Genomic DNA, 26,160 nt, shown 5'->3' on the forward strand with positions numbered 1-26,160 from the left:
ACTATTTCTTTTTAAGTGATTTGCCCATTGATTTTATTTCTTCACACATGCGCTTTACCATGAAAGCGTATTCCTTTGCACTGATCTCATTCTTTCGGATCTGCATCCCATAATGAGACATCACTGCGACACGTTCACGGACAAAGTAGTTTTTATCCATTTTAGAGGCACTTTCGGGCTTCTCTTTAGTATTTATCCGTTCAAGCATATATTTACTCATAGAAAGGATGGAAGCCGCTTTTTTGCGTATCTTATCATGTTCGGAAGGGAAATAAGAAAATCCGAACTCTGAAAGAATATGCGCTGCATCCGCCCAATCTTTATTTTTAATCATTATCTCAACACCCTTCATACACTCAATCTTTATGTGAAGATTGATGATATTGTTTCTTTGGGACATTTCAGACAGAAAAGAGGCGCCTCCGATTATTTCCACGTATTCGGTGATGAGCTTTTCCGATTGTTCGGATAGTTCTTCTTCAGAGTGATCTCCTTCGATAATTAGTTTGCTTTTATCTCCGGTGAATACATCGATGAATGTATCCAGTGGGATTTTATCGAGGTCGGTGTATAGCATAGTTTTTACGTGCTCCTTCACACGTTGATTATGTTATATTAATAAACAATTGGTTCATCATTAGTTAGATCTGGCGGGCGTATTCCCTTTCTCATGTCTTCTCGTTCTTGCTCCATCGCCCTTATTCTTTCAGCAAACCCACCTTTCCTAGATTGCTGATTTGGACTGTTTGCTTTTATATTTGAACATTCATTTTTTAATAACTTTTCTATAGCGATAGAACTAAACAGCATTTTTAAGACTACAGATTTTTCTCCCAGATCTTCATCATGTACGACGCAATCCTTACCTTTCATTTTATCCCACAATTCTTCAGACAGTTTATTCCCCGAAAGATTAAATATACAAGATATATCATCTCTTTCTAGTTCCACTTTTAATGTAATCTTTTCCATATCACTTATTCTTAGTTATTATAGTCTTCTTAAAATCGAGCGCATATCAGATGCTCTTGATATTTTTCTCAATGTTCGGTTAGTCTTTCGACTTTCTCCGTATAAATCATCAAATTTCCGTTCTAATCTTGTATAATCGTTATTGACATTAACAATCACCGGCTCACCGTCGTTACTTCTCCTTTGTCTATCCAGCATCAAAGCGTCAGAGTGCAAAGACATCTTGCGGTAATCGACCAAATTAGGAATAACCTTTGCTCTTTTAGGAATATCTACCAATGTGGGGACGGATGGAGTAATATAAGCACCGTTATCCGTTTCAATCACTTCTTGTCTACCTCCATCACCGACAATAGCCAATCCACCTGGGTGGTCTTTGGTTCCCTTTGCATACTTAGGGATAGGCTGGGAAGCGATTATAGCTACTTGGGCAGCTCCCATAGCGGCTATAACAGCAGCAAGGATAGGACCGGCAATAGGTCCGGCCTGCGCAAATGCTTGCATTATTGCCAGAGAGGTAGCAATAGTCGTCTGAACAATGGAGTTTGCCTTTTGCCACTTGGCCTGTCTCTGTTCCAATTCGGCTTTCTGCTTTTCCAATTCCTTGTTTTTGTCTGCTGTTGCTTGCTCGGCTGCTCTCTTTCTAGCTTCCGCTTCCTCTGTAGAGATAGCCCCATCTTCTGCCAGTTTTTCGATTCGTTCTATCTCCTCTTCACCGGCTTTTTCATTTTTTTCTTGTTCTTCTTCAATTTGTTCAATACGAGCATCAAAGGCAGAAGTCACTATAGAGGTTATTCCATCAAATAAAGAAGCATAAGTTTCTAAAATTACAGCCGCTTTCTCTTTTGGATCTAAATTTTCCCACCATTTAGACAAAGAGAAATTACCGGTTTCTACAAATTCATCTGTCAATTTACCAATGATATTATAGAAAGAACTGAATAGATTAACTGTATCACCTAAATAATCTTCAGCGACACCTCTCATATTAGACATAGCATCAATAAAGCCATCCGCCCAGTCTTGCCTATCTGATTTTTCTTTTCCATACGTCAGATCTTCAATTTCGTTGTTAAGCTTTTTAATCTCTGCCTTTACAGTTTCTATTTTTTTCTTTATTTCATCCGATTTTGCATTAGTTGGATCAAGTGCGGCTAACTCTGCTTGTAATTGAATATTGAGCAGTTTTAATTGTTCTTGAATGGAATCTTTGGTAATTTCATAAACCTTTTGACGATATTCCTTTTCATTTATTTCACCTTTACGATACCGTAATTCTTCTTTACGAAGATCATTTTCTGCTGCATTCTGGACTATATTTGTCTCTTTAGTAGTATTCTTTTCAATTAAGCCGATTCTTTCAAGAGCATTTTTTACCGCAATATCAGAGGCTTTTTTATCATATTTCTTGTTGACAGCTTCTACATCTTCCCCAGCCTTTTTTGCAGCTTTTACTTCTGCATCTCTTAATATTTCATTTACTTGTAATTGTATGCTAAGCCTTTGATCTAATTCATCTTTAGAGTTAGTAGAAAGAGCCTCCAAACGGTTCTGTAAATTTATTTTCTCCTTATTTTGATTATACGTATAGATCTTTTCAGAGAGTTCATCTTCCATGGCTACAGCCAAATTTTCCCTCGTTTTAATCTCTTCTTGGGTATTTCCTTTAACAGCCGCAATGCGTTTAGTGTAGTTCAGGCGAATCTTTGCAAGTTCTTTGCCTAACCCTTCATCCATCAAATCTAATTCGGACTGCTGGTATTCCTGTTGGATACGGAGACGTTCTTTTCTTTGCTTTTCTAGTTCTCTTAGTTCTTTATCGGTTAGATTTTTTCCTAAAGTATTTTGTGAAACCTCTACTTGCTTCAAGTCCACTTTATTTAAGTCATCAATTATAGATTCAGTAATGGATGCAATAGCTTTTTTCCCTGCGGCTGCAGTTGTAGCCGTTTTTATATCTTCTTCAATGACTTTTTTAGTACGCCCTATACTTGTTTTATCATAAAGCCAACCATATATCGTTCCTTTTCTAAATAATCCACGATCTTCGATTTCCTTTTCTAAATTTTCTCTTTTTTTTATCCCATCTGAATATTCTTTGTTTTCTATATCTAATTGACTTTGAAGAGTTTGAAGGTATTCTTCTTTTGCAGCAATAGCAGCTTTATCAGCGCTCATTCCTTCTTTTATTTTTTCTTCATACAATTTTGACATATTATTTCTATGTCTTTCCAATATATCAGATTGAGCCATTTCAGATTGAGCATTTGCGACTGCCCTATTGTTTGCATCTTCTTGTAATTGATCGTAATCTTTCATGCTATCAGCAATATTTCTTATGCCTTTTGAGAGAAAATCAATTACTTCTTTCATAACTCCTTTTGATTCATAAAAGCTAAGCATAAAAGCCTCCCATGCAGATTCCAAATTAGCTACTGCCCCTTGAACATTATCCCCCATTGTATTAGCCATGTCATTCAACTCCCCTGTAACGCCTGTTATCTGTTCCCTCAATGGGACTATTTTATCGGCAGCAGTCAAAAAGGCGTTGAAAGCGGCAACACTACGCTTATCAGTTAGTTCTAAAGTGGTATTTAAGTCAACGCCCTGTTCTTTTAATTTTTTCAAACCGGCAACCAATTCCGGTAATGTATTTACAGGACCTCCAAGAGCTTTCGCTAATTTACCACTTCCATCTGCCAAGTTCAATAAAATATTTCTAGTTGCAGTAGCAGACATAGAAGCGTCAAATCCTGCATCTGCAAGTTTACCAAGCAAAGCTAAAGTATCTTCTATTTGAAAATTAAAAGCTTTGGCAACTGGGCCTACGATAGGCATTGCTGTTTGTAAATAAGAGAAGGATAATGCACTTTTCGTTGTCGCAACTGCCATTGCAGATACATAACGTTCCGTCTCTCTAGTTTCCGCATCAAACATTCTCAATGCCGCCCCCGCTAATGCGGCTGCCTCTGGTAAATCGGCTCCCGTAGCCTGCGCAAATTTCAAGATTCCCTCTGTTGATTGAAGAATTTCTTTCCTTGAAAATCCCAATTTTGCTAACTCTATTTGAAGATTAGTTGCTTCCGCTGCGGTATATTTTGTTGCAGCTCCTAATCTCCGAGCATCAGCGGTCATATCTTTAATGTTGTTTGAAGTCGTTCCTAATATAGCCGCTAATTTGCTATTTGCAGCTTCAAAATCAACAATGGATTGAACCCCAGATTTAAATAGTCCTATTAATTTTTGAAATCCGGATATAACGGCTTGTGCGCCTACCATCCCTTTAATCATAGAACCAACTCCAACTCTAACCTCTGTCAAACCAACTCCCATACTAGATTTCAATAATCCACCGGTGCTCTTGGCTAGATTCCCCATGTTTTTAAGAGAAATATTTCCTTTCAATATTTCTGATGCAGCAGATTGAATGTCTTGCTTATATCGTCCGACATTCATCTTTGCTTGAACTAATTGATCGGAATTCTTCTTTAAAAACGTGGTATTACGATCAATAACACTATTAAACCGCTCTACCGTTTTCCGTCCTTCTTCTGTTGTCAAATCAAGCTGTTTTCTTGCAGAACGAAGAATCTTATTTTGTTCCTCTGCATCTTTCATGGTTTTCACTTCCATGTTTAATGCAGCAATTCCTTCTTCAATAGTATATTTGGTCTTTTTTCGCTCCTGATTTATAAGTTTCTGCTGTTTCAGTTCCTCGGTTTTAGCTTTTTGAGCCTTTAATTCAGCTGCAGCGTTAAGGTCGTTAGCCCTTGCTTCAGCCAATATTTGAGCGGCATTCTCTTTGGTTTGTTGGGCTATTCTTTGAAGAAGAGTTTCGTGTTCTTTCTGTAAATCAGCCAGCTTATTTTGAGTGGTAATAAGCTCATTCAAGACTTTGTTATAATTAGCCGATTTATTGGATAAATCCTGAAATGACGCAGGTTTATCCTGCATTCCTTTAGCTAATAATTCAATGAAGTTTTTGTAGGAAGTGTAGGATTCGTCAATCTCTTTTTTAATATTTTGTAATTGGGTGATTGCTTTCTGATCGACAACATCGGTAATTTTTAATTCATTAGCCATATAACGTGCGAATTAAGTACCATGCCACTTGACACAGTTTCCGCACAAATATAAAAAGAATTGGCGAAATTTACAAGCTATTTAGAATGAATAAAGATAAGATAAAACGGCAAAAGAAAAGCGGAGGTTAGTCCGCTTCTATATATAATTTATACACTACTCTTAATCTTGCTTTCCTTCAAAATTTGCAAGATTGATCGTTGGCAATATGATCGGTCTAATTCCTGATAAAGAAGTTAGAGTAGAAATATACGCCCTTACGTAAGGGAATAATATAGCTGGAGCATTTATATTAAAAAATATATATTTTGTCTTATCATCTATGTTTGAATCAAATTCAAATAATCCAATAAGATTTGCATATACTTGAAGATTCTGTTCTTTATCTGCAATTTTCACACCGAATTCTAATCTATACAGATTTTCGTCTTCATTAGACATACTTTTTCTTTCAAGCTCAATAGATATGTCTTCTGAAATTGGCATAGAAGGATTAAATTCTATGTTAGCTTTATTTATTTTATATTCTTTTAGTCGGAATTTAGCTACTTTTTCTGTCATAATTTAAGCTGCAAGATTAAAATGTTCAATTGTATTGGTATAATTATTTTCAGTAATTGTATAATTGAAAGATTGATATATCCCGTCAAAATCTGGAATAACACATGAACTTTCACAAGAAGTATACCCTGAAATGGATATTGGGGCTATTTTTTCAAATAATATATTATCCATATTATTTGTATCGCTAATTTCACAAATTAAAATATCCTCATGAGGAAACATTGTACGAAAATTATTCCACAACTCATATTCCATCTCCATATATTTTTCATCCCCTCTTCTTATTTCTTCTGGAGAAATTTCTATAATATGGAAATTAGTAATCTCATCATAAGCATACCTTATGTTGATTTGAGATATTTCATTAGCGATTCTAACCAAACTTTCAGTAATAAAATCTTTAGCATTCATAATATTCCATATTTTTCAGTGAGTAATTTGTTCAATTTTTCAGCGTTATCTTTGGCTCTAGCAACATCTCTGTCTGTTATTTCCTCGTTAGAATAATCTGCTCTTTTTCTTAACATTTTTAATGTGCTATGATAAGTATTATAGTCAATTCCATAAAATCTATTCTTTTGGGATAACTTATCACTTATATGACTAGAAATATAAAAATGAGAATCTACAGATTTAGTTTCCCTATCTTGAATATCATAACTAAATCCCTCATAATGAGCTAACACATATTTAGATAATTGGAAACAAGAGTAATATAAACAATGAATTGATGATGCAAGCTTCCCATTATCTACTAACAAATTAGCAGCAATAATGTTTTCTTCAGACTTTGCTTTTACAATAGGCATTTTACAATTGCGTTATATTAATTGGTGATTTTAAATCATATACTATACGCCAAACATTGTTTATTTATTGGGGGGAAATAAATAAATCTTCTCTTTCTAAATGGAGCATCTTCTTATCCCTTAGTTGATTCATTTGCATAAGAAATGATATAGAAGAGTTTTCTATCATCAATGTGTGTTGCGTGTACAATAATGGCTTCATTTTTATCTCCTTTCGTAGAAATAATTAATTGTTAGACAATCTATATTTCTAGTGAGTGTTATTGCTATATAATTATGCGTATCGTATTTATCGACGTGCAAATATACAAATACAACAACAAACACCCAACAAACGATCACTAAATTCATCATTTCCAATGGTTATTTAACCATCACTAAGCTCTTAATGTTAATTATTAACAGTTTCACTCCCATCTTCTCGCCGACTAAGACCACGAGTTTCTAGCTGGCTATCAGGTAAGGGAAGAACACTAATAACAGTTATATTAGAAACAAAAAACCGCCCCTCTTGCGAAGGGCGGGAAGGAACTTTCATGATTCTATTGTGTTATTTGGTTAGGAGATGGAAATATGATTAATGATTGTTTTTATGCTGCCAACAATATATACTCCCCTTACTAGCCTTACGTTTACATTGAGTACCTTTTTGAGTTATCGCTTGACATCTGCCCGAAGAGGAAGAACCACCAGAATTTACATATGAAGATTTCCAAAATTCATAAGTAGTTCCATCAACCTGATCTATGTATATTCCCAGCGAGCCTTCCCAAATTTTGCCGAAGTTTTCTTCATCCGAGGTTAACAGCTGGTCTCCGTCAAAGTAACCATCAAAAGAAATATTCTCATTGCTGTTTTTATCAACATAGAAACTTATTCTTATGGTATTACCGACCTTGAATATTTCGCATCCTCCTTCTGCATCTGAATAAAAGTCTGTATCGGTAAAACAACTCTTCAATTCATAATCACCAATGAATTGGGAAGGATCAATTTTATCATCGTCTTTTGAGCAAGAGATGAATAATAAAGATAATAGTATAAATAAAACGTTTTTCATGTATGTTATAGCTTTACAAAAGAATTTGTTTTGTAATCAATGATAAATCCATCAGAAATACCATAGTAAGCCTCTCTTTCTGAACCTAAAAAGAATTGTAACATCTTTCCACCAAAAGAATGTTTCTTATAAAAAGCTCTAATTTGTTCTTCGTTTAGAAGCTTTTCCGTCTGTATTTTGATTCCATTATTTTGCCTATCAATTACATAGCATCCAATACCTTCTATAGCACATAAATACTCTTTGTTATCTTTACTCACTTCTGCAACTGGAATTTCATTTATTGACTTAATTACCATTCCTGTAACATATATGCTTGATAAACGGTGTGTGTATTGATTTTTAAAGTAATCAAAATTAATTTTTAACCCTATAACTCCATTGGCTCCTGATGATTTTATCTTTTTTATCATATCGGTAAAACAATCACTTATGACAGGCTCTTTATAGGTCGTATTTATATATCCACCTTCAGATTTAGAAACCAAACTTCCTATAGGAGTATAATCAAAATTAACCGTAGGGGATTCTGTTACAAATATGCCATTTCGAGTAAAATCTGAATAATCAAGAATGCCTGTATAAGAGTAAGGCTTTGGCAATGATCCACAAGAGGCAAAGAGAAAAGTTAGTACTATAAAAAAGCAATGTGTTAATGCAGTCCTCATAATATTATGTATTGGTTGTACGAAAGCAAATTAACATACAAATACACAAAAAAGCAAATATTTCCTTATATTTCTTTTATTTCAGCTACAATTTTCTCTAATTCGGCTATTGTATTAGCTTTATAGAAGTTTCCTTTGTGATTAATTAGGGCGGTAAGTTCTTCCTCTTTTATTTGATGTGTACTCAAATTTGAAACTTCATCACGGAAGAAATCAACTATATCACAATCTATAGCATCTGCTATTTCTTTCAGCTTTTTATAGGTTGGATTTCCTTGTAAAGTTAGAGTAAGAGTAACCCTGTTAACCCCCATCTTTTTTGCTACATCTTGTATTGTGTAGCCTTTTTCTTTAATAATGCTTTTTATATCCATATTAAAAGTATATTATAATAAACGCCACAAATATAAAACAAGAAAATCAATAATACAACAAAAGTAGCTATTTACTACATCAAAATATTTAATCGTTAATAAGTATGTAATCATATACCATAACATGTCTGTATATGCAAAAGTTTATTAAACGGCTACATTTTACAGCTACAAAGTTTGTTTGTGTTGCCATAAACCCCTACATTTGTAACATCAAAAAGGAAATAAAGTAATAACAACTAAAAAATAAAGATTATGAAAACAGAATTAGAAAGAACATTATCAGTAATTGCCGGAATAACTATCGAGGTCACAGTTTTAAAGAAATCGGCTACATTTTCTTTCGATGGAAGAAATGATAACGCAGTAGCCAAAATAAAAAACTTCTTCGCAGGCAAAAAGGAGCTGGAAGTTGACTACGATGAAGAATGTGACTTTACTTGCATTTACATGAATCTATAATTAACCAGCAGGGCTTTTGCCCTGCCAACCATTAAAATATACGGATATGATAGAAATAACAAAACTTGACCAGATTAATATCCTGATAAAGCATGCTAACCGAAATAACATCGTAATCAATAGATTATATACTGTTTTACAAGACGGTTCAGAAAAAGGAAATAGTATAATATATGCTGATTGTCAAGAAGGGTATTTTACTATTTACTGCTTTATCGAAAACGCAGATTATTTATTTAAACTTATTTAGTAAGATAGGATTATGATAGAAATGACAATCATCGTTTTAAGCCTGCTTGCTGGATATAAGATGTTCGGTGACGATAACGACAGTTTTTCATGTGCTAACCTATTATTAACAATGTGAGCAGACGTTCGTAGCATCTGCCCACTGTAAACAACTCAATTATATGAATACACCAGTAGTTTACGACTACAAAGGTAGTCAAATTTCTTTTATGAGTGGCGAAAATACAATGATTAACGCCACACAAATGGCAAAGCCATTCAATAAACGTACAAATGATTGGCTTTCGTTGAAACAAACTAATGAGCTAATTATTTCATTATCAGCCAAAACGGGAATTCCCGCAACGGGATTAGTTATTGTAAATCAGGGTGGTAACAATCAAGGAACCTGGTTATATGAAGATTTAGCACTAATTTTTGCTCAATGGCTGTCTCCAGATTTTTATTTATGGTGCAATGACCGTATCAAAGAACTCTTAAAGACTGGAGTAACGACCGTCAGCAACGACGATGAAGCAATAGCCTACGCCATGCAAGTACTAAGCAAACGCCTGGAACAAGCCAAAGCGGAGAAAGCAATGTTGGAACAGCAAAACGCCTGCCTTACAAATGAAATCAAGCAGGCAGCCCCAAAAGTGCAATACGTAGATAGTGTGCTTCAATCAGTCAACACCTACACATCTACCCAGATGGCGAAAGAACTGTCATTGAGAACAGCCGAGCAGCTTCACAAGTCCCTAAAAGAAAAGGGAGTCATGTTTTATCAGTCCGGCCAATGGATGCTGACAGCTAGATATAGTGAAAACGGGTACACAAAAACAAGAACAAGTCAGTTCACTCGATCGGACGGAAGCATAGGAACCAATACGATAACCGTATGGACTGAATTAGGAAGGGCTTTCCTTCATAAGATATTTAATAACGAAAGAGCAGCATAACACACGCTACATACATTTACATCGAAAAGTTTATAATCAAAAAAAGAAAAGGCACTATGAAACAGAATTATTTCACACTGAAGCAAAGTAGACAGATAAACAAGATATACAACGAAGTACAGAGCTATATGCCATTCGAGGAAGCCACATTTCCGGCTTTTATTTCGAAGATAATCCCGTTCGTAAGGGAATATTCCCGCTACACGGAAAATAGCAAGGAATACGCTAAAGAATTATTCGTAGAAGGGATAAGGAGACTGGCGGACAAGTACTACCCGAACGGGTTCAAGCCCAGCAAGAAGCAACGGTATAGATTCTCTTTGATTGAGATTCCACGGATGAGCACTTTCGAGTGTGACTACAAGCCTATCGAGGGCGTTGCTTGCATGAAAGTTTTCAGAGCCTTCCGGGACTTTTCCCGTTCAGGATTTGGAGACGAAGAAGAATTTGTAAAGAAGTTAATCAGAATATCCAATATGCTAAACTAATACCGATATGGAAAGAAAAAGAAGAATGACTCCCGAAGAAATAGATCAGTGGATTGATAAGATGTACCCACTTATTATGGCGGAGAATGTACGAATAGAGATGAAGGTAATAAAGTGTACCGGGAAGCCTAAAAGTCCTAAATTCGACCTTAGAACACTTAATCAGAATTTACTAAGATAGCCGACGACCAAATCGGGCGACATCTCTTGTTAAGGAGGTGGGAAAGGGTAGCTTTAGGGCTGCCCTTTCTTTATTGTATTATAGTGAATTAAGACTAAATATCTGATAACATTTCTGTCAGATATTTATTTAGTTTCCTTGCTGATTCAATAGATATATGCTCTGTTTTTCCATCCATTTTAAGACCTAAGGTTAAGAGACCGTCATAGGTCTTATAAAAGGCTATCTCCATAAAAGGTACTCCTATGATGTGAGAGATAATGCATGAATTTCTCTCTGATTCAACTTTTAATATTTCCTCTTCTTCAAGAAGTGCAAGAGGCTTCTCCATTGGTGTTTCCATATTACGCTGCCATTTTAGAATTATAAAACTCAATAATAAACTTTTTCCCTATTTCCGTCCAGTACATGTGTTGTCTTGTCTTGATTTCTCCTGTACTACTCCTGTATGGATATGGGCGGTGCACTGTATACCCTTTGTTTCTGTATTTAGAATAGAGATAATACACCCCACTTTCCTTATACTGTATTCCCCATTGGCAAAGAAGCTTATTCAACTTGATGTCGGAAATTCCCAAACAAGCCGCTATCATATTTACTGTAAGATATCCTGTACTTGATAATGTCTTGTCATAATAGTCTACTTTTGGTGTAGCTTGGTTTATTTTCTTTTCTTGTAGTTCTATAATTGCTTGTTGCTGCTCGCTTTGGGCTTCAAGTTGTTTTAATCTTTCTTCTCTCTTTGCCAAAGTGGCTTGCGCAAGCAATAAGGCTCGTGCCATAATTTCTTCAGGAGTATCATCCTGTTTGGTGGCTATATATCCTCCAGTAGTGCGTATTTCACGCAAGATTTGTTTTATACCCTTCTTAAACTGCTTAGCTATTGGCTTGCGAGATTGCATCAATACTTCATACAAACCATCCTCTGTGAGAAAGTTACATTCTCTTCTTTGACCTGATACAAACAATGTTTGGGTCAGCTTTTCATCTTCATCAACCGTTCTCACCATAGTTGATACATCTGAATGCTCAATCCATTCTGCCACATCCTTAGCAAGGAACAAGGGAGATTCAGATGAACCATATACATTGATCTCATGCCCTAAAAAATTGGATTTACAAATAAGACTTAGACTTGCATCATCCCCTTTCACATCATTTGATACAAAAAGACTATTGCTGATAGGAATAATTTCACTATCTTTGCTCCTGTAATTTAATGCTTTCATGTCATTGCATAAAATTAAAAGTAAATAAATGTCCCCATTAGCAGTTCGGTCAATATTCTGCTTTTGGGGATTTTAATTTGACCGATTTTGTAGCAAGCGAGGATTCGAACCTCTTCACGCCTTACCGACCTGCTGAACCTACCACGCCTGGCATATAAAAAAAGCGCCAAAGGCAAGCTCCTCACTTCTCACCGATGGCGTTATATCTTTCAGCCGTGAGGATAGCCGTATTATTTTCTATGCACAAATTTATTTCATATCCAATTATAAGCCTAAAATTTTCACTTCCGGAAAACCACAATTCGCTTATTGTGGTTTATTTGTCTTTTTGTACTAAAACCGACTTATGCACTAGTAAACTTATAGCAACTCACTATTTTGTTCTATATTTCCTACACTTTTTGTATAACCCCCGTAATTTTTCTAACTACACACCATGAACATTGTTCTATTCTTCGTATTACGGATATATATATTCGACGAAAACACCTTTGTAATCTTCCCCCTCTTTTGCATACCAAATACTGCCATCCTCCTTGGAATAAAGAATAAACACCGATTTCTCCATTTTTGCAGCTTTTCTTGCGATTTCCCGCATTTTCTCTATAGAAGCAAGCCTTTTATTACCTTGACACCAACAACTCATAATACGCCAAATTTTGAAAAGTAATTTTTGAGAGCCGGGTTAAGCACATACTTGAGGAAGTATTCACGGGACTTCCCTCCTACTCCCAATATGGCGCTTCCATACTTCCTTTCTATATCCGGTCCTATGTCGCTTCCTCTCGTTTCTATCTTCAATCCCTTTGAGGACGAAGAGACACGTATAGAATCATAGAATTCGCCTGTTATAATGAGGTTGGGAGTATAAATATCCCTAGCCGGATAACCTTGGAAAGAGGGGGTAGGTTTTGTTATCCTCTTCTTCATCTTAGCATACCCCTTTGCATTGTTCTTCCACTTCCCGGCTTCATCAGTAGCAAACCAAGGGTCATTCAAGTAAGTCGGTCGTAATGGCTTATCATTCCCATTTACACCTGAATACAACTGCTCCGTCACAAATTCCCTAACAAGAGATTTGTTTGAATCCATGGTATTTTGAATCTCTCCTTCAAACCCATTAACAAAAGCTGTCACATTATCCAATGCTTCTTTTATTGTAGCCATACGCAAACATATAAGAGAAAAGGGAAGGCAAACGCCCTCCCCCTTCCTGAAAACAAACCACTTTAAATAGTATCCTCTAAAGGAGATCTGACACCTACTATCTTATCATAGATATCAGAGAGGATATTTTCCTTCTCTATTTCAGTCCGGTCAGAAAAAAGAACTTTATGCTTAGCAATAAACTCCTTTTTCTTCATTTTCCGGACTTCTTCGTCTACGAAATTGATTCCCTCTACTTTCATGATACCCATTGCTCAATACCTACAACCCCATTCTCTTGAAGAACCTTTGGTGATTTTAATGAAGGAGTTCCTGTAGCCGTGATAACCAAATTTCCGTTCTCATATTTAACGGCAGACACACTACCATCAAAACAACTTGTTGCACCTTCTGCCAGTGCCGCACCAAAGAAAGAAGTAACATCAAGATTACCGAAATGCTCTTTCAGCTTGTAATTGTTTTCTCCGGAGTCCATTTTTACAAGATCCACATAGACAAGCCCTTTTAAGGCTTCTACTACATCAAACTTATATACACGGTAATCAGCATTCTTCACGTATTTCTCGTAGTCCTTGAACATAGTTCCTATGGTAAGGTTGGCTTCCGTACCGGATGAATCCCAATCTTGACCGCCTGGATACACACCGGAAAGAGGAATACCGGCAAGAACGCCAGTTCCATCATTCATACCGTACACAACATTGTTTTCGTCTACGAAGTACGCATCAAAAGCAACGCCTTTGACTACCATGATATTGGCTTTCAAACTTGCGTCGTATTCGTCTACAGTCCAAACATCATCCTTTGCAGAATACGAAGTAATTTTGTTAGGACCATATCCAGTAGCGCTCTTGTTGGCTTCGCCACCCGACGGAGCATATTCAATAATAGTTTTGATCGGGAAGATTCGATTAGGTCTGTCGTCATGACAAGCTGCTTCCAACAGCTCTGCAGTTGCATTTGCCGGAAGTTTGTACCCGTGCATTGTAAGGATAATAGCTTTTACCTTTCCAGGATCAAACAAACATTTTGAAGTACCGGTATTAAATTGAGCTACACCGGCACATTCTCTAAATTCTGTTGCCATAGCACTTAATATTTTTAATTTTAATATTCAAATTCTTTATCTCGATAGCGTCGATGAAGTCTCTAAATGGTTTACCATCAGCTTCCACACCTTTTCTGCCATACCGGTAGTTTTCCGTATATAAATGAGGAATTATACCGTTATACTCATTTACTAGATCGGGAGAAGATAGTATACTTTTTATGAATGCTTCATATATTGGCCGGAGAACCGACACAAATGATACTCTTTCCCTTTCTTCATTGGTATATTTTTTGAGTGTATCAACCATAATAATAAACTCAAGGCTGGCGTTTGGAACTTTAGATGTACGATCCTCAATATATGGAGAATAGAGGCATATAATAGGAAACTTTAGCTTGCTTTTCTCTTGAGACTGACTCCATTCGGTTAATTGACCGGCAATATACTCCCAATCCCCAAACATATAAGATACATTATTGCCGTATGCCTTGGCGGTATCAGCTACAATTTCTCTAAATATATCGTTTATTGATTTCATATTCCCAGTCCATTTATACATTCAAGCATGGTTGTATTAAAAACAAAACCTTCATATTCCTTATTTGATTCCAGGAAATCATACAAATCTTCATTCATCTGTACCATGTCATTCCACGCAGAAATCAAAAGAGGGTTTGGGTCAGCCTTTTTATCATCAGAGGCGTATGTAGTCCCTACCGGAGTTTGTACTATCCCGCACCGCCTAACATAGTGAAAATACACATAATTGGCTATTGGACTATATCCTTTATTAGAAAGCTTTTCTTTCAGTTTTTCCCATTTATCGACATCATTCTCGCCTGATAGGATATATTCAATGAATTCACGACTCATACTTTTTCCCAAGACCATTCGGAGATACTTTTTCTCGTATAAGTCGATATACGATTGAAGATTATCCCTTTCTACCTTTCTTGTGATTGAATCATCGTCTATATCCCAGATAATACCGAGACTTAGCACTCCCGTAAAGTATGAGCCGTCAATAATCATCGTTTATTCTCCTTTCTTCTTATCTTTTTTCAAAAGATCGGAGCATCCTGCGGTGGCGGCCGCAGAAGTAATTTCAGAAGTTTCCGAAACTATTCCCATCTTTACCCATTTCATCGCAATCGGAAGAGAAACATGGGTTTCATCCCCTGCTTTAAATGCACCGAAATCCTTTTGGAATGTCACTTTGTGCACTTCCGACAAGTCCAGATTATAGGACTTGTCGCTTTTTGCTGTATTAATATTACTTCTTTTCATATTTTATCTTTTAACGTTAAGCACTTTTGGTTATAGCAGTAACCACATTGGCAAATGTATCAGCTACAAATGCCGTCTTGTACTGCGACTTGATATAAGCAAGCATTCTCTTTTCTCCCAAGATAGTAACCAAGTTCTTAGTAAAGTCGTCATTCTCCCAGCCTATACTCATAGAAAGAACAACATAATCCCGAATAAACAGATAACGGAAGTCTCCCATCTGGAAAGAACCGAGCGTTACATTCGGATCTTGAATTACACGGAGTCCGGTAATCAATTCATCCCCAATCTTGAACGGGCGGATATAATCACCATTGTCGTTCTTTGTGAGCTGCATATTTGCGTAATCTACCGGATTCATCCGAATGGCATTCGGAGAGTAGGCCATGTTGCTCACGCTTACAATCTGTGTATAGGCGGCAACGATTGCATCATACATATTAGGTGATTTGGATACTTCAATCCCCGTCAAAGAAAATGCCGGAATAGAATCACCGACTCCTTTTATCTGGCCACCGGTTCCGGTACCATTGAAAATACCATCTTCTTCTTTCAAACCAATCTTATTGATAATCTCGGCTTCAATTTCTCTTTCCAATTGCGGAATATCTTGTAAAACTTCAGTTGTAACCTTGGCTGTCAAAGCTACCTTTCCAGCAGAAACGGTAACAGTCTCCACGGATGCTGTCATTGAAGGTTTTAAACCTCCTTCGGGAACCCATGCAGCATCACCGGTAACATCTTTCAATTCAGCATATACTACGGACGGAGTAGAAATACTTGCTACATTAGCCACGTCACGGATAGATGCACGTTTACGAGGAGCTACACTGATTTGATCGTCAATTGTAATTCCACCGGCAACAGGACTTCCGCCTGTAGTCATTACAGGAGCGGCAGCAGCTTTCACTACGACATCAAATTTAATTCCACCCTTTTTCTTTAGAGCTTCAACATCAATTATTTTGACTCCGTTAATCTCGGTTACAAAACCTTTGCAAGCATCAGCAATTTGTTCTCCAAGAGACTTAAATCTGATATCGCCTCCTTTTGTTTTCTCGGTCGCGGCTTTGATCCGAACGATTGTTTCTTCAAATGATTTTAAACGTTCATTGATAGATTCACTATCTGCAAATCCTTTGATTTCTTTTTTCAGTTCTTCGATAGATTTTGTTGCATTATCAATTGATTCTTTCATTGACTTTGAATCAATCTCATCGTTCATGAACTGGGCGAAAAGAGCCTCCATGTAGCCATCCAGCCCCTTGGAAAACACTTCAAAAACTTTAGATTCGTCTTCGGACAATCCTTTGGTATCAAGGAAATCCTTAAACTCAACCTTTTTCACTTCTTTTCCCATACTACTTTAATTTTAAATTTTTGAACATTGATTTTACCTTATTGCCGTGCATGTCGGCTCCATCTCCTTCAGGTGTAGATTCTTTCCGACTCTCCGGCCTGAATGATGCAAGTGACATTGCTTTTGATATAATTCTCTGTATCTTTTGTTGTTTGGATGCGGGCATCCCTGAACACACTTCAGATATTTCGGCATTTAATTCTTCATAAGCTTTTTCGGCATCCTCTATGGATTTTAGCCCCAAATATTCAGTTTCTCCATTACAACCGATAGAGACTACTGATATTTCATACAACTTTACTTCTTTCACAATAAAAGCGTCTTTTTCCGCATCGTATTCGCAATTCTCCCACACGTACTGATATCCGATCGAGAACTGGTTTAAAGTTCCGGATTCAAGCTGTTTTATTGCTTGCTCACCTCGTGGCACTTCGTCTATTACAGCTTCAAAATAAAGTCCTTTTTCATCTTCGTTTAATACTGTAATCCGTCCTATGGGTTCATTCATGTTATGCATCCACAACATGATTATCTTGTCATTTGCAGAACTTTCCGGACCTCGATCTTGAATACTTTTTGAAAAACAGCCTTTAACCAATATGTCTCCAGCTTTGTCTTTATTGCCAAAGATCGCAGCGTAACCGCTAATAGTCCGGCTTTCATTGTCGTAGTTTACCTCTTTAGCATAAATGGAGAATGTCTTATATTGCATTCCCATTCTTCCATTATATTTATTAGCCTTGTCCATTTTCAATAGAGTTATTAGTTTTTAATTCACCTTTGGGATTGTCCGGATCAATATCAATAAACTTTGCCAGCTCATTCCTGGATTCATCAAGAGTTATTTGCCCCTTTTCAACTAATTGAATTAAAGAGGAAGCCATTTTCTGAAATGCAGAAGAAGATGCTGATTTGTCTTGCTGAAGGCAATCAATATGAGTATAGTCTAACTTTATAAAAACGCCTTTCGGACAAATAGCCTCCGTCAAAGCTTCTGTCACTTTCTCCGAATCAGGAATAATAAGACCTTGGTAAGCTGATTTTTCCGCTATGCTTTTGTTGTCATATTTAGATTCATCAAATAAACTATAGTCAATACCTATTGCATTACATATCTTTCTACTACACCGTTCATCCTCTTCGTGAAGTTTAAGCTGGGATGCATCATAATTCAAGGGAATCCAACCAAGTTTTATTTTTGATGTCAGGATAGGAAATTTATTGAGAATACCGTATTTCTCTTTTAATTTGGTTTCTAATACTTCTTTCTCTTCTGGAGTCATAGCTCCATTTCCCATTTTATCTGTATAATCGGAATATATTATACCCTTGGGTCCACCGTTTACAATTAATTGATAGCTAGCCGTCATTGCTGCTATCCAATTATTGACCGGCATAGAGAGCGAATCTGTAACAGACGAAAAATTAATGTCTTGATTGGCTCCATTTATGTTAGCAGAACTATCATAAATTACAAGATAGTCTTCGTCAGATAACTCTTCCTGCAATCCATTCCATTCAAGATAAACTTTAGAAACAATATCTTCTATATCATACTGGCGAAATAGCTTACCAGACGAAACCATGTGAAAAATTTGCGCAGGAATAACATACATTGCAAGTGGCAATGATTTTCTGGACGATCTTACAGTAAAAATAGGGCAATATCCAAAAAGTTTCAATGACATCTCGATCTCTTTGAAGAATCCTACTCTCGTCTGAAGCGGATTAGGACGTGACAGCAATTCTCTAATATCGTTATATCCCTCTTTTTCATTCCCATCCTTGTCTGTGACATATATTCTCCCATTTGCGAAGAGAGAACCGACTTTATTTATAACAGTAGAGAACGGAGTACATACAAGAAGAGAATCAGCTTTATCTTGATCCAAAGTTAGATCATAGTCATTTTTGATTTTACCTGATGGGGAGAAGAAATTGGTAAGATACCAGAAATTCCCTTTAGAATCTTTTTCGATAGTTTTTACCGCCTCCCTCATGGAAGGAGCAGATATATTAATCTTTTTTTGAAACCAATTTCCTAATTTAGACATAAAAAGAATGATTATCTGATTTGAGATAACCATTCCCTACGAAATGAAGTGGTCTTTACGGACATACATGCTAACGAAAGAGCCGATAGCATAAAAAAGTATAGGTTCCGTGCATCTTCACACGAAGGGATTGGTATCCTCACTGCAAATATAGAAATAATTTCTATTTAGTCCAAATAAAAATAGATAATTATTATTCGTAATTATAGCATCTTTAAAGATTTCACACGAGCGCACACACAAGATAGCACATACATGCCTTCAAAGCTATTAATCCCATCATAATCAGACATGTTAGCGATTAAGGCAGAAAATGAATCGTCGGACTCTGGGAAGTAGATTGTCTTAATAATCGATTTATACGATTCAATCATAGTTTTCTTGTCTGTTGCTTCTTCTCTTACCCACAAATTATGATTAACATTCCTCCTGTAATCATCCGCATAATGCTTCATTTCAACAGGTATTTCCATCTGTACATTCCCTTCAATATTATTAAGACGATCAACCGGAAGTAAAGAGTCAAAAAAGAAACAATCAAGCATAAACACTTTTCCACCAACGACGCAAAAAGAAACTAATACAAATAATCCGTTTATATTTGGATGTATTTCAACAAATACCTGATTATTTGCCCCTATTTCCTCTTTCTTGTAGTATAAGACATCTATCTCACCTCTCATTTCCACTGTTCCTGTAAGAGCGTCGCAGGCATCTTCGTGAGCATTTTCCCCTCTCTTCCTATATGTTTTCAGTTGAGATGCAAACTCCGGCCATCTTCTTTCCCAATCAGCAGGGAAATAAGTAAGATTCATCACTTCGGAAGACCTGGTAAAGATGCGAACCTCTTTGTTTTTAGACTGATGAAACCAACTTACTTGAGTTTTGGGATTGCCAATCATCCGCATCTGCTTCTCTACATTTCTGGCAAATCCCCTTCCCCCATTGTTACTTTCTATATTTGCTTTAGATATTTGGTCTTTAGTAAGCATCTTAGCAGTTTCCGGCTCGGTAAACTCCATCTCTTTTTGCGTAAAAAGGACATCAATAATGAAATTCCCAATCTCCGTATCTATGTAATCAATAGAGCATAAATAATCGCTTCCGGTATCGGCTGTATCTGTGTAGTTTTTCCTTATTGCTCTATTGGTTATCGGAATAGTCTCATAAGTCTTAAACTTTCCATACATCAAGCCCTCCATAGGCGTTGGATTCTGCATATATTGAGTTTCAAAAACATAGCTGTTCACCCTTTGCATCCTATGTAACTCTTCGAGAGTGTGCTTAAACTCCCATAAAGCCTTCTCCTTACCATCCTCATATACTATTGCCGGAAGAGACAAGACATTCCATTCTCCTGGCTCTGTTTCCATCAAATACCCACAAAGATCATGCTCGTGCAGCCTTTGCATGATGATTATTATAGGAGTATTTCGTGAATTAACACGATTTCTTATAGTTGTTTCAAATCTCTGGTTAACCTTTTCTCTGGGAGTGTCAGATATTGCATCTTCAGGCTTAACCGGATCATCAATAATCAATGCACCTGCAAATTTAGACGACGGTTTGAACTCTTCCAATTCTTTGGATAGATCGTTTTCCTCATCGACAGCACCAGCCCCAAAGCCTGTCACCTGTCCTCCGGCAGCCGTTGCGTACATTCCTCCGCCTTCTGTTGTATACCACTTCTTTTTGGCATCGCTTGTTTTCTTAATGTCCACATAAGGAAATACACGCTTATACTCTTCCGACTTAACTATATCCCTTACCTCTTCTGAATTATCATTAGCCAGATCATCCGAATAAGATAAATGAAGAAATTTTGCAGATGGATTGATTGCAAGCCCATACGATATGAAATTCTTAACTACTAATTCTGTCTTGGAATATCTGGGAGCTATATTTATTATCAGCTTTTTTATCTTTCCGTCAATCACATCATCAAGAGCCTGGCATATCCTTACGTGATGGTCGTTTACTACAAATTTGCGACCGAATCTTGCTTTAAAGAAGTATCTCGTATAATTTAACGTCCCTGATAAGCAAAATGCTCGTATGTAATCATATCCTTCTCCTGTCATAAGTCCTCTATTATTCGTTTGGCTTCCTCTTTGGTCATAGGAGATACAATATTTACATTCATATCTTGCGGAGAATCAAAGCCAAGCATTTTACATATCCTTTGGATGGTCCATGTACGTCCATTCAGTTTTATTTCAATCCCCTCTTTCCCCTGTTTAACGCTTTCGACTTGCATTGCCATTTCGTCAGTCCAGTCCTCACTATCTTTGAAAGTAACATTGCCGTTTTTTATGGTAAGGAAATTGCGTATATCAGCATACATAAAGCTTCTTAGCATCTTCAATACTTCTTCTTTTGTAATGTCTGATTTCTTCTTTAGTTCTTCTTGAAGCTCTTTTACCCTTACCAAAACCTTACCATTATCTAACAGAGCCGACGCTTTTGTCCATACCACTTTATCAGCCCAATTTTCACTACTTGGATATGCACGACGATAAGCCTCGGATGCGTTTCCGCACTCAATATAGTAGTTACAAAAATTTTCCTGTTTTACTGATAACTTCATGTCTTTTCGTCTGATTAGCTACATGCCACTTGACATGTAGCACAAAGTTAATAAATTCCTGTTTATTACTTCACACTCCTCCCCCATATTTTCGCATTATACAGGGAATAAGCCCATAATTTGATTTCTTCGCTGGTATGAAGGAACTCCACTTTCATGGCTTCCTTCATACATTCCGCCAGTAGGTCTTCTTGGTTCATAATTCTTATTATTTTGAGTGTTTATTCTTTAGGAAATAATCCATCTGAAAAGTTTATTAACGCTTCAACTTTTCCCAAATCAATCTCATAAGCATAAAACTCTTTATCAATAATCTCCATGAGTTCTTGAAAATCATTTGTATTGTAATTCTGCTTTATAGATTCAATTATGTCTACTCCATCCGAAAACCAATCGGGGTTCGACTCTTTTAACCTTCGCATAGCTGTTGGAATTTGATGTGTATAAAGGTTTTCGGAGAATATAAAATTCAGCATTTCATATACATCATCCATTTTCGTTGATAGCCTTCCATCTAATATGGTAAAAGCCTTTTTAAGTGATACTTTCATTTCTGATTTGTTATACACCAAATAGGCTTGTTTGTACTAGAATGCCTTTATTGGTTTTTATCTCTCCGTGGCATTCATAACGGAAACGAGATCCACTTGTTGGCATGGCTATTCCTTCACTAGTTTTAATGCTTCCTGTATTCCAGCTTCCAATGCTTCTTCGTAGGTGATGTAATGGATAAGTGGTCTATCCGACAATCCTACCATGTCATGTTTTGGAATCGTCAGTATGTCATATATCCAATAATTCCCATACATATAGGATATTTCAACATGCAGGTTCTTAGTTTCACGTAGCCATTTCTGGGCGATGTATTTAGTAGGAAATCGTATATCTATATACATTCCTTTCTCTTTCAGCAGATATGCTGTCTCTAATGTTACAAAATCTTCTTTCATTTGTCTTCCTCCTTTCCTCTAAAGTGTTCGATTAGCTCTTCTACGGTAGCCTTATGCCATCTTTCAAACAAAATCTCTGGCTTATCAGAATAATGCATGCCTACTTTAAAAAAACGACATTGGAACCATTCTTTGCCATCTGTAAACCATTGGTGTATATCAATATCATCCCTCAATGCTGCTATAGAAATGAAAAGCTCTTCGTTGGTTCCGCAATCGACTGCAATTTCATCATCTGTAATATTAGATAAATACTGTGTGAAAAACTCGCCCTCTTCCTCATCTGTATATATTGCGGTATAATTATCTTGTACCGTAGAAGCGTCTTTATATCCCAATTCCTCCAACTTTTTCCGGAGTTCCGGTGTATTTTTGCGTATAAACGCTGCTGTTGTAAATCCCATAGTTATTTCCTCCTTCTATGCGTTTTCTTATTTTTGTTCTTTTTTCTACGTTTGCTGATACATTTATTGTAGTGAATATTATCACCCTCATGATAAGAACGAACTTTTCTGCAATTACTGACTGGACTGTCCAGCATTGTTATATCCGGCAAAGGCGGTGGTGGCTGCATAATAGTGTAAACTTTCTCTTTGGGAAGTTCAACTTTGAGTTTTTCTTCCTCAACTAATTCATACCCCAATTCGGTACATTTATCTTTTAAAGTGGAAAGTGTAGAAGGTTCTAATGTTCCACAGTTAGCAAGTAATATCTTATTCATAACTTCTTTACTAATTCAACTTCTGTCGGCTCTTCATCTTCCCAACTTACTTCGGGAAATAAAGAAGCATCAAGCTTAATCATATTATTGATACATTCCTCTAGCCAGATATGTAATTTATCACCCTTTCTTGGTCTTGTTTGAAAAAGATATAAATCACCACCTTTATCTCTTGCTACATACATGACTTATCCTTTCTTTATTTTAATACATAAATCAATAATATCTACCCCTATAAAAATAAACAGAACTACAGATAGTAGATCTGTGCCTCCATGAATAAAATTGCTATTAATACTTGCAGCAATTACTATTGCTCCTAAAAATATTGCTGTTCTCATAACTTTGTTTCTTTCTTTAATTCTTTGATAAGAGCGTCTGATAATTCTTTAGCTTCTTCCGCAATGGCATTATGCCAATTCGTATTTGGATTTCTAGGTTTATATCTTGTAGAATGTGCAAGCATTCCTTGCATGGCAGATTTTGCTATTTCATAGCGCCTCTGTTCCCAATCAATGGCTTCAAAATCTTCAAAGAAGTCCAATTCTGACACTTTGAAATATCTGTCCTTCACTAAGGCAGTACCATCATCATATAAATCCTCAACCTCCACAATTTCTCCGGTTGTTTTTATTTTTGCTTTCATATCAATCTCCTTTCTCTTTAATCTGTTCTAGTATATTCTATCTTAATTTTTTTAATTTTACACCACTCGTCAAAGGTTATTACACTTATATGCCCATATTGTTCCAATAAAGATTGTTCATATTGAAACAGTTCTTTTGCTGCTTCTTCAGTCATTTATTAATCTCCTTTCTAATATTTATTCGTCAAACTTCGGTATTGGCATCCAGTGGGTAATTTCTCCGAAGACTTTATAAGCGTCTTCTCCGTAAGTAATAAATCCACTATTTTTGCCATGAAGATAGGCAGTGCACTTTCCACCATATTCACCACGTACTAATACTATGTCTTGATTATCCGGCAACCTGTCCTCTACGCTTATCCATGGAGATTGCTTTGCGTTCCATTCAGCACCAGCGATAAAGTGCTTGGCAAAATGTTCCATATAATCAGGAATCTCTGAATCATGTAGTTCTTCTGGAATCCAGCAATTTTCATTTGCATATTCTTTTGCTGCTTCTTCTAATGTCTGTTTCATATCTTTTTCTTATTGAATGTTTTCACTTATATATTTTACAATCTTTTCCAGCTTGCTGGAAGAAAATAACTCACGGCACAATATTCGTTTGCCCTCCTTATACTCCTGGAATAGCTGGTAATGGGGAGGTTTAAGCGTTCTATCAATCTTTATGCGATAAAGATTTGTGTTGTACTCCGTCCTTAAGTTCTCAATATAGCAGTCTGAATCATCTGAATCGGTAACGAATACTATCTTACCAGTAGTGAGTATCATCTTTTAGTTCCTTTCTTTATTGTTATACGATTATTATTTAGGTGAGTTTTTCCATAAAGCAATAGCCTCATTCATTCGTTTTTTCCATTTATCTTTCTTTCCGTATATATCGTATGAGGTGCTTTCATAGGCAATAGGTTCTCCAAATCTGAATTCCTGTGGCTTATGATTTTTATCTCCATAAGTCCTGACTATAAATCCAGCTTCACGATTAAGGAACATCTGTTTATCACGCTCGCAATCATAAATATCATAGATATCACCTCTACGAAACTTGTATCCTTCTATTTCTATTATCTCATTAACATTTGAATCCTCTGACCAAAGCACTGTTCCTGTGTCCGAGTCTATCAGTTCCCAATGAGAATGTTCACCATTATCAGCGAACTTCTCTATTACTTTCGGTTTATTCATTTGTATTCAGGTTAAGAGCCTCATGATGGGTGAACATCTATTTAATTGCCGGATTTCTACCGTCCCATCCGTTATTGGCTCGTTTCTAATTTTGTTATTAGTTAAACACAATCTATAACAGTCAAATCAACATACCAATCACCGATAATCGGGATAGAATAATGTATCTGATTCTTATATCTTCTTTCCGGGCATGTTAATTCAATAGTATCCATCTCACAGAAGCTATAATGAGTTAACTCCTGCACGAACTGTTCCATTAAATAGGTAGGTGACTCGTAGTTATCGCTCCATCGTACAGCTATTAAGTCGAGGTCAGATGCACATGTTCCATGAACTGCAAGTGCATACCCGCACTTCAAAGCTATTTTTCGCAATCCTTCCAAAACACATGCGTAAAACATCGGTTTTGGATTAGTCTGTATATCTTTTACTAATTTACTCATATCTAATTTTGTTTTACGTTATTCAAATTCATCAAGTTCGTAAGAGTCCTCGACAATTTCTTCTACTTCTTCTAAAAAGTAAAGTTGCGTTTTGTTATTGAAGCTGATACGTAACTGCTCTGCTAAATACAGATACCCGGCTCTCCATGCTTCCTCTGCTTCTTTTGAACCTTTATTCAATTTTGCAACCTTTTCTTTTGACAATGCAATGAATTTTTCTTGTGTCATACTTTAGTTCCTTCTTATTTTGAAAGCGTTTCTGACTTCAACCAAAGAGTCTATGAGTTGTTCTATTGATTCTATGCGAGTGAAACGGAGAACAACGGGGTTTTTAGCCTCTGATATGTTTTTAATTACATTATCCACGGTGTTCCACTTAGTAACGTCTTTTGGTACATCCTCCGAAAATAAAACGCCATGAGCATTCTCTTCATTCCAGTCTAAGCCTATTATGTGGATGTCACCTGTTCCAAATTCCACCACCGTAACGTCTGTACGGTCATCCATTTTTACGTTTTTATTTATCATACTTCAGTTCTTTATTAATTGGTTTTACTCCAATTCCATTTCTTTCCCTTCTATCCTTATCTTGCATTCATCTATCAGTTCATGAAGCAAATCAAGATAAT

The 26,160-nt window shown here is 36.4% G+C and carries 40 protein-coding genes; 4 read left to right on the plus strand and 36 right to left on the minus strand.

Annotated elements, in window-relative coordinates; translation table 11 throughout:
• Position 1 precedes the first annotated feature (1 nt).
• The 9 genes from DXB58_RS09200 to DXB58_RS09240 form a co-directional block, all read right to left on the minus strand.
• A complete protein-coding gene (locus DXB58_RS09200) occupies positions 2–577 on the minus strand; it encodes a hypothetical protein (protein ID WP_122136609.1) in 576 nt (191 codons plus the stop codon).
• 38 nt (positions 578–615) lie between these two features.
• A complete protein-coding gene (locus tag DXB58_RS09205; RefSeq protein ID WP_122136610.1) occupies positions 616–972 on the minus strand; it encodes a hypothetical protein in 357 nt (118 codons plus the stop codon).
• Between the two features lie 18 nt (positions 973–990).
• The gene (locus DXB58_RS09210) at positions 991–5,055 is read right to left on the minus strand and encodes a phage tail tape measure protein (RefSeq protein ID WP_122136611.1); all 4,065 of its coding nucleotides are present in this window, start codon (positions 5,053–5,055) and stop codon (positions 991–993) included.
• 162 nt (positions 5,056–5,217) lie between these two features.
• Positions 5,218–5,616 (minus strand): protein-export chaperone SecB, encoded by a 399-nt coding sequence (locus DXB58_RS09215; RefSeq protein WP_233527265.1) that lies wholly within the window; start codon positions 5,614–5,616, stop codon positions 5,218–5,220.
• A gap of 3 nt (positions 5,617–5,619) precedes the next feature.
• A complete protein-coding gene (locus DXB58_RS09220) occupies positions 5,620–6,030 on the minus strand; it encodes a hypothetical protein (protein WP_122136612.1) in 411 nt (136 codons plus the stop codon).
• The gene (locus DXB58_RS09225) at positions 6,027–6,428 is read right to left on the minus strand and encodes a hypothetical protein (protein ID WP_122136613.1); all 402 of its coding nucleotides are present in this window, start codon (positions 6,426–6,428) and stop codon (positions 6,027–6,029) included. Before DXB58_RS09225 ends, DXB58_RS09220 begins: the two co-directional genes overlap by 4 nt.
• 577 nt (positions 6,429–7,005) lie before the next feature.
• Positions 7,006–7,488 carry a hypothetical protein gene (locus DXB58_RS09230; protein WP_122136614.1) on the minus strand — a complete coding sequence of 161 codons (483 nt, stop codon included), beginning with the start codon at positions 7,486–7,488 and terminating at the stop codon, positions 7,006–7,008.
• 5 nt (positions 7,489–7,493) lie between these two features.
• Entirely contained in the window at positions 7,494–8,156 is a 663-nt protein-coding gene (locus tag DXB58_RS09235) for a hypothetical protein (protein WP_122136615.1), read from the minus strand.
• A gap of 65 nt (positions 8,157–8,221) precedes the next feature.
• Positions 8,222–8,530 carry a helix-turn-helix domain-containing protein gene (locus DXB58_RS09240; RefSeq protein ID WP_122136616.1) on the minus strand — a complete coding sequence of 103 codons (309 nt, stop codon included), beginning with the start codon at positions 8,528–8,530 and terminating at the stop codon, positions 8,222–8,224.
• A gap of 255 nt (positions 8,531–8,785) precedes the next feature.
• Here DXB58_RS09240 and DXB58_RS09245 point away from each other — a divergent pair, with 255 nt between their 5' ends.
• The 4 genes from DXB58_RS09245 to DXB58_RS27685 all read left to right on the plus strand — a co-directional run bounded on the left by DXB58_RS09245 (position 8,786) and on the right by DXB58_RS27685 (position 10,848).
• Entirely contained in the window at positions 8,786–8,992 is a 207-nt protein-coding gene (locus DXB58_RS09245; protein ID WP_233527266.1) for a hypothetical protein, read from the plus strand.
• A 410-nt stretch (positions 8,993–9,402) separates the two neighbouring features.
• Positions 9,403–10,179: a phage antirepressor KilAC domain-containing protein gene (locus DXB58_RS09255; protein WP_122136619.1), complete on the plus strand. Its 777-nt coding sequence runs from the start codon at positions 9,403–9,405 to the stop codon at positions 10,177–10,179.
• A 56-nt stretch (positions 10,180–10,235) separates the two neighbouring features.
• Complete coding sequence (locus DXB58_RS09260; RefSeq protein WP_122136620.1) at positions 10,236–10,667, plus strand: hypothetical protein; 432 nt, start codon at positions 10,236–10,238, stop codon at positions 10,665–10,667.
• A 7-nt stretch (positions 10,668–10,674) separates the two neighbouring features.
• A complete protein-coding gene (locus DXB58_RS27685) occupies positions 10,675–10,848 on the plus strand; it encodes a hypothetical protein (RefSeq protein ID WP_158571555.1) in 174 nt (57 codons plus the stop codon).
• 94 nt (positions 10,849–10,942) lie between these two features.
• On the opposite strand, the gene DXB58_RS09265 is transcribed toward DXB58_RS27685, so the two are convergent.
• The 27 genes from DXB58_RS09265 to DXB58_RS09390 all read right to left on the minus strand — a co-directional run bounded on the left by DXB58_RS09265 (position 10,943) and on the right by DXB58_RS09390 (position 26,059).
• Positions 10,943–11,191, minus strand: a complete 249-nt coding sequence (locus DXB58_RS09265; protein ID WP_147338719.1) for a hypothetical protein — start codon at positions 11,189–11,191, stop codon at positions 10,943–10,945.
• Position 11,192: 1 nt separating this feature from the next.
• Entirely contained in the window at positions 11,193–12,077 is an 885-nt protein-coding gene (locus tag DXB58_RS09270) for a phage antirepressor KilAC domain-containing protein (protein ID WP_122136622.1), read from the minus strand.
• A 460-nt stretch (positions 12,078–12,537) separates the two neighbouring features.
• A complete protein-coding gene (locus DXB58_RS09275) occupies positions 12,538–12,723 on the minus strand; it encodes a hypothetical protein (RefSeq protein ID WP_122136623.1) in 186 nt (61 codons plus the stop codon).
• Positions 12,720–13,244 carry a hypothetical protein gene (locus tag DXB58_RS09280; RefSeq protein WP_022042616.1) on the minus strand — a complete coding sequence of 175 codons (525 nt, stop codon included), beginning with the start codon at positions 13,242–13,244 and terminating at the stop codon, positions 12,720–12,722. The genes DXB58_RS09275 and DXB58_RS09280 overlap by 4 nt, the downstream gene beginning before the upstream one ends.
• A gap of 62 nt (positions 13,245–13,306) precedes the next feature.
• Positions 13,307–13,495 carry a hypothetical protein gene (locus DXB58_RS09285; RefSeq protein ID WP_122136625.1) on the minus strand — a complete coding sequence of 63 codons (189 nt, stop codon included), beginning with the start codon at positions 13,493–13,495 and terminating at the stop codon, positions 13,307–13,309.
• Complete coding sequence (locus tag DXB58_RS09290; RefSeq protein ID WP_122136626.1) at positions 13,483–14,331, minus strand: hypothetical protein; 849 nt, start codon at positions 14,329–14,331, stop codon at positions 13,483–13,485. Before DXB58_RS09290 ends, DXB58_RS09285 begins: the two co-directional genes overlap by 13 nt.
• The gene (locus tag DXB58_RS09295) at positions 14,315–14,833 is read right to left on the minus strand and encodes a hypothetical protein (protein ID WP_122177655.1); all 519 of its coding nucleotides are present in this window, start codon (positions 14,831–14,833) and stop codon (positions 14,315–14,317) included. The genes DXB58_RS09290 and DXB58_RS09295 overlap by 17 nt, the downstream gene beginning before the upstream one ends.
• Complete coding sequence (locus DXB58_RS09300; protein WP_122136628.1) at positions 14,830–15,327, minus strand: hypothetical protein; 498 nt, start codon at positions 15,325–15,327, stop codon at positions 14,830–14,832. Before DXB58_RS09300 ends, DXB58_RS09295 begins: the two co-directional genes overlap by 4 nt.
• Before the next feature lie 3 nt (positions 15,328–15,330).
• On the minus strand, positions 15,331–15,582 hold the full coding sequence (locus tag DXB58_RS09305) for a hypothetical protein (RefSeq protein ID WP_122136629.1): 252 nt from the start codon (positions 15,580–15,582) through the stop codon (positions 15,331–15,333).
• A 16-nt stretch (positions 15,583–15,598) separates the two neighbouring features.
• Positions 15,599–16,942: a phage major capsid protein gene (locus tag DXB58_RS09310; RefSeq protein WP_122136630.1), complete on the minus strand. Its 1,344-nt coding sequence runs from the start codon at positions 16,940–16,942 to the stop codon at positions 15,599–15,601.
• A gap of 1 nt (position 16,943) precedes the next feature.
• Positions 16,944–17,690, minus strand: a complete 747-nt coding sequence (locus DXB58_RS09315; RefSeq protein ID WP_122136631.1) for an HK97 family phage prohead protease — start codon at positions 17,688–17,690, stop codon at positions 16,944–16,946.
• Positions 17,677–18,996, minus strand: a complete 1,320-nt coding sequence (locus DXB58_RS09320) for a phage portal protein (RefSeq protein ID WP_158571556.1) — start codon at positions 18,994–18,996, stop codon at positions 17,677–17,679. Before DXB58_RS09320 ends, DXB58_RS09315 begins: the two co-directional genes overlap by 14 nt.
• A gap of 203 nt (positions 18,997–19,199) precedes the next feature.
• On the minus strand, positions 19,200–21,077 hold the full coding sequence (gene terL / locus DXB58_RS09325) for a phage terminase large subunit (RefSeq protein ID WP_122136633.1): 1,878 nt from the start codon (positions 21,075–21,077) through the stop codon (positions 19,200–19,202).
• Positions 21,074–21,583, minus strand: coding sequence for a terminase small subunit (locus tag DXB58_RS09330; protein ID WP_122136634.1), 510 nt, complete (start codon positions 21,581–21,583; stop codon positions 21,074–21,076). Before DXB58_RS09330 ends, terL begins: the two co-directional genes overlap by 4 nt.
• A gap of 65 nt (positions 21,584–21,648) precedes the next feature.
• Positions 21,649–21,783 (minus strand): hypothetical protein, encoded by a 135-nt coding sequence (locus DXB58_RS28350; RefSeq protein WP_255421150.1) that lies wholly within the window; start codon positions 21,781–21,783, stop codon positions 21,649–21,651.
• Positions 21,784–21,804: 21 nt separating this feature from the next.
• Positions 21,805–22,134, minus strand: a complete 330-nt coding sequence (locus tag DXB58_RS09335) for a hypothetical protein (RefSeq protein ID WP_147338721.1) — start codon at positions 22,132–22,134, stop codon at positions 21,805–21,807.
• 108 nt (positions 22,135–22,242) lie between these two features.
• On the minus strand, positions 22,243–22,533 hold the full coding sequence (locus tag DXB58_RS09340) for a hypothetical protein (RefSeq protein WP_122136636.1): 291 nt from the start codon (positions 22,531–22,533) through the stop codon (positions 22,243–22,245).
• Positions 22,530–22,937: a hypothetical protein gene (locus DXB58_RS09345; RefSeq protein ID WP_122136637.1), complete on the minus strand. Its 408-nt coding sequence runs from the start codon at positions 22,935–22,937 to the stop codon at positions 22,530–22,532. The genes DXB58_RS09340 and DXB58_RS09345 overlap by 4 nt, the downstream gene beginning before the upstream one ends.
• Before the next feature lie 2 nt (positions 22,938–22,939).
• Positions 22,940–23,254 (minus strand): hypothetical protein, encoded by a 315-nt coding sequence (locus tag DXB58_RS09350; protein ID WP_122136638.1) that lies wholly within the window; start codon positions 23,252–23,254, stop codon positions 22,940–22,942.
• Positions 23,251–23,439: a hypothetical protein gene (locus DXB58_RS09355; RefSeq protein WP_122136639.1), complete on the minus strand. Its 189-nt coding sequence runs from the start codon at positions 23,437–23,439 to the stop codon at positions 23,251–23,253. The genes DXB58_RS09350 and DXB58_RS09355 overlap by 4 nt, the downstream gene beginning before the upstream one ends.
• A 3-nt stretch (positions 23,440–23,442) precedes the next feature.
• A complete protein-coding gene (locus DXB58_RS27690) occupies positions 23,443–23,595 on the minus strand; it encodes a hypothetical protein (RefSeq protein ID WP_158571557.1) in 153 nt (50 codons plus the stop codon).
• Positions 23,592–23,900, minus strand: coding sequence for a hypothetical protein (locus DXB58_RS09360; RefSeq protein WP_122136640.1), 309 nt, complete (start codon positions 23,898–23,900; stop codon positions 23,592–23,594). The genes DXB58_RS27690 and DXB58_RS09360 overlap by 4 nt, the downstream gene beginning before the upstream one ends.
• A gap of 177 nt (positions 23,901–24,077) precedes the next feature.
• Positions 24,078–24,416, minus strand: coding sequence for a DUF551 domain-containing protein (locus DXB58_RS09365; RefSeq protein ID WP_233527267.1), 339 nt, complete (start codon positions 24,414–24,416; stop codon positions 24,078–24,080).
• A 288-nt stretch (positions 24,417–24,704) separates the two neighbouring features.
• The gene (locus DXB58_RS09375) at positions 24,705–25,085 is read right to left on the minus strand and encodes a hypothetical protein (RefSeq protein ID WP_122136642.1); all 381 of its coding nucleotides are present in this window, start codon (positions 25,083–25,085) and stop codon (positions 24,705–24,707) included.
• A gap of 101 nt (positions 25,086–25,186) precedes the next feature.
• Positions 25,187–25,531, minus strand: a complete 345-nt coding sequence (locus tag DXB58_RS09380; protein ID WP_122136643.1) for a hypothetical protein — start codon at positions 25,529–25,531, stop codon at positions 25,187–25,189.
• Positions 25,532–25,549: 18 nt separating this feature from the next.
• The gene (locus tag DXB58_RS09385) at positions 25,550–25,759 is read right to left on the minus strand and encodes a hypothetical protein (protein WP_109114679.1); all 210 of its coding nucleotides are present in this window, start codon (positions 25,757–25,759) and stop codon (positions 25,550–25,552) included.
• A 3-nt stretch (positions 25,760–25,762) separates the two neighbouring features.
• On the minus strand, positions 25,763–26,059 hold the full coding sequence (locus DXB58_RS09390; RefSeq protein WP_122136644.1) for a hypothetical protein: 297 nt from the start codon (positions 26,057–26,059) through the stop codon (positions 25,763–25,765).
• Positions 26,060–26,160 lie beyond the last annotated feature (101 nt).

Source organism: Bacteroides sp. OM05-10AA (genome assembly GCF_003439055.1).
In the GTDB taxonomy this organism is placed as follows: Bacteria; Bacteroidota; Bacteroidia; order Bacteroidales; family Bacteroidaceae; genus Bacteroides; species Bacteroides intestinigallinarum.

Coding starts and splice junctions, on each gene's coding strand:
- DXB58_RS09355 (WP_122136639.1), bottom strand. CDS start 23,439: ATGTATGTAGCAAGAGATAAAGGTGGTGATTTATATCTTTTTCAAACA.
- DXB58_RS09290 (WP_122136626.1), bottom strand. CDS start 14,331: ATGGCAACAGAATTTAGAGAATGTGCCGGTGTAGCTCAATTTAATACC.
- DXB58_RS09335 (WP_147338721.1), bottom strand. CDS start 22,134: ATGAAAGTATCACTTAAAAAGGCTTTTACCATATTAGATGGAAGGCTA.
- DXB58_RS09310 (WP_122136630.1), bottom strand. CDS start 16,942: ATGGGAAAAGAAGTGAAAAAGGTTGAGTTTAAGGATTTCCTTGATACC.
- DXB58_RS09230 (WP_122136614.1), bottom strand. CDS start 7,488: ATGAAAAACGTTTTATTTATACTATTATCTTTATTATTCATCTCTTGC.
- DXB58_RS09275 (WP_122136623.1), bottom strand. CDS start 12,723: ATGAGTTGTTGGTGTCAAGGTAATAAAAGGCTTGCTTCTATAGAGAAA.
- DXB58_RS09340 (WP_122136636.1), bottom strand. CDS start 22,533: ATGAAAGAAGATTTTGTAACATTAGAGACAGCATATCTGCTGAAAGAG.
- DXB58_RS09200 (WP_122136609.1), bottom strand. CDS start 577: ATGCTATACACCGACCTCGATAAAATCCCACTGGATACATTCATCGAT.
- DXB58_RS09345 (WP_122136637.1), bottom strand. CDS start 22,937: ATGGGATTTACAACAGCAGCGTTTATACGCAAAAATACACCGGAACTC.
- DXB58_RS09270 (WP_122136622.1), bottom strand. CDS start 12,077: ATGAAAGCATTAAATTACAGGAGCAAAGATAGTGAAATTATTCCTATC.
- DXB58_RS09315 (WP_122136631.1), bottom strand. CDS start 17,690: ATGGACAAGGCTAATAAATATAATGGAAGAATGGGAATGCAATATAAG.
- DXB58_RS09360 (WP_122136640.1), bottom strand. CDS start 23,900: ATGAAAGCAAAAATAAAAACAACCGGAGAAATTGTGGAGGTTGAGGAT.
- DXB58_RS09225 (WP_122136613.1), bottom strand. CDS start 6,428: ATGCCTATTGTAAAAGCAAAGTCTGAAGAAAACATTATTGCTGCTAAT.
- DXB58_RS09350 (WP_122136638.1), bottom strand. CDS start 23,254: ATGAATAAGATATTACTTGCTAACTGTGGAACATTAGAACCTTCTACA.
- DXB58_RS09220 (WP_122136612.1), bottom strand. CDS start 6,030: ATGAATGCTAAAGATTTTATTACTGAAAGTTTGGTTAGAATCGCTAAT.
- DXB58_RS09240 (WP_122136616.1), bottom strand. CDS start 8,530: ATGGATATAAAAAGCATTATTAAAGAAAAAGGCTACACAATACAAGAT.
- DXB58_RS09285 (WP_122136625.1), bottom strand. CDS start 13,495: ATGGGTATCATGAAAGTAGAGGGAATCAATTTCGTAGACGAAGAAGTC.
- DXB58_RS09305 (WP_122136629.1), bottom strand. CDS start 15,582: ATGAAAAGAAGTAATATTAATACAGCAAAAAGCGACAAGTCCTATAAT.
- DXB58_RS09330 (WP_122136634.1), bottom strand. CDS start 21,583: ATGAAGTTATCAGTAAAACAGGAAAATTTTTGTAACTACTATATTGAG.
- DXB58_RS09380 (WP_122136643.1), bottom strand. CDS start 25,531: ATGAGTAAATTAGTAAAAGATATACAGACTAATCCAAAACCGATGTTT.
- DXB58_RS09245 (WP_233527266.1), top strand. CDS start 8,786: ATGAAAACAGAATTAGAAAGAACATTATCAGTAATTGCCGGAATAACT.
- DXB58_RS09300 (WP_122136628.1), bottom strand. CDS start 15,327: ATGATTATTGACGGCTCATACTTTACGGGAGTGCTAAGTCTCGGTATT.
- DXB58_RS09255 (WP_122136619.1), top strand. CDS start 9,403: ATGAATACACCAGTAGTTTACGACTACAAAGGTAGTCAAATTTCTTTT.
- DXB58_RS09385 (WP_109114679.1), bottom strand. CDS start 25,759: ATGACACAAGAAAAATTCATTGCATTGTCAAAAGAAAAGGTTGCAAAA.
- DXB58_RS09235 (WP_122136615.1), bottom strand. CDS start 8,156: ATGAGGACTGCATTAACACATTGCTTTTTTATAGTACTAACTTTTCTC.
- DXB58_RS09210 (WP_122136611.1), bottom strand. CDS start 5,055: ATGGCTAATGAATTAAAAATTACCGATGTTGTCGATCAGAAAGCAATC.
- DXB58_RS09265 (WP_147338719.1), bottom strand. CDS start 11,191: ATGGAAACACCAATGGAGAAGCCTCTTGCACTTCTTGAAGAAGAGGAA.
- DXB58_RS27690 (WP_158571557.1), bottom strand. CDS start 23,595: ATGAGAACAGCAATATTTTTAGGAGCAATAGTAATTGCTGCAAGTATT.
- DXB58_RS27685 (WP_158571555.1), top strand. CDS start 10,675: ATGGAAAGAAAAAGAAGAATGACTCCCGAAGAAATAGATCAGTGGATT.
- DXB58_RS09375 (WP_122136642.1), bottom strand. CDS start 25,085: ATGAATAAACCGAAAGTAATAGAGAAGTTCGCTGATAATGGTGAACAT.
- DXB58_RS09365 (WP_233527267.1), bottom strand. CDS start 24,416: ATGAAACAGACATTAGAAGAAGCAGCAAAAGAATATGCAAATGAAAAT.
- DXB58_RS09260 (WP_122136620.1), top strand. CDS start 10,236: ATGAAACAGAATTATTTCACACTGAAGCAAAGTAGACAGATAAACAAG.
- DXB58_RS09280 (WP_022042616.1), bottom strand. CDS start 13,244: ATGGCTACAATAAAAGAAGCATTGGATAATGTGACAGCTTTTGTTAAT.
- terL (WP_122136633.1), bottom strand. CDS start 21,077: ATGACAGGAGAAGGATATGATTACATACGAGCATTTTGCTTATCAGGG.
- DXB58_RS09320 (WP_158571556.1), bottom strand. CDS start 18,996: ATGTCTAAATTAGGAAATTGGTTTCAAAAAAAGATTAATATATCTGCT.
- DXB58_RS09295 (WP_122177655.1), bottom strand. CDS start 14,833: ATGAAATCAATAAACGATATATTTAGAGAAATTGTAGCTGATACCGCC.
- DXB58_RS09215 (WP_233527265.1), bottom strand. CDS start 5,616: ATGACAGAAAAAGTAGCTAAATTCCGACTAAAAGAATATAAAATAAAT.
- DXB58_RS28350 (WP_255421150.1), bottom strand. CDS start 21,783: ATGAACCAAGAAGACCTACTGGCGGAATGTATGAAGGAAGCCATGAAA.
- DXB58_RS09390 (WP_122136644.1), bottom strand. CDS start 26,059: ATGATAAATAAAAACGTAAAAATGGATGACCGTACAGACGTTACGGTG.
- DXB58_RS09205 (WP_122136610.1), bottom strand. CDS start 972: ATGGAAAAGATTACATTAAAAGTGGAACTAGAAAGAGATGATATATCT.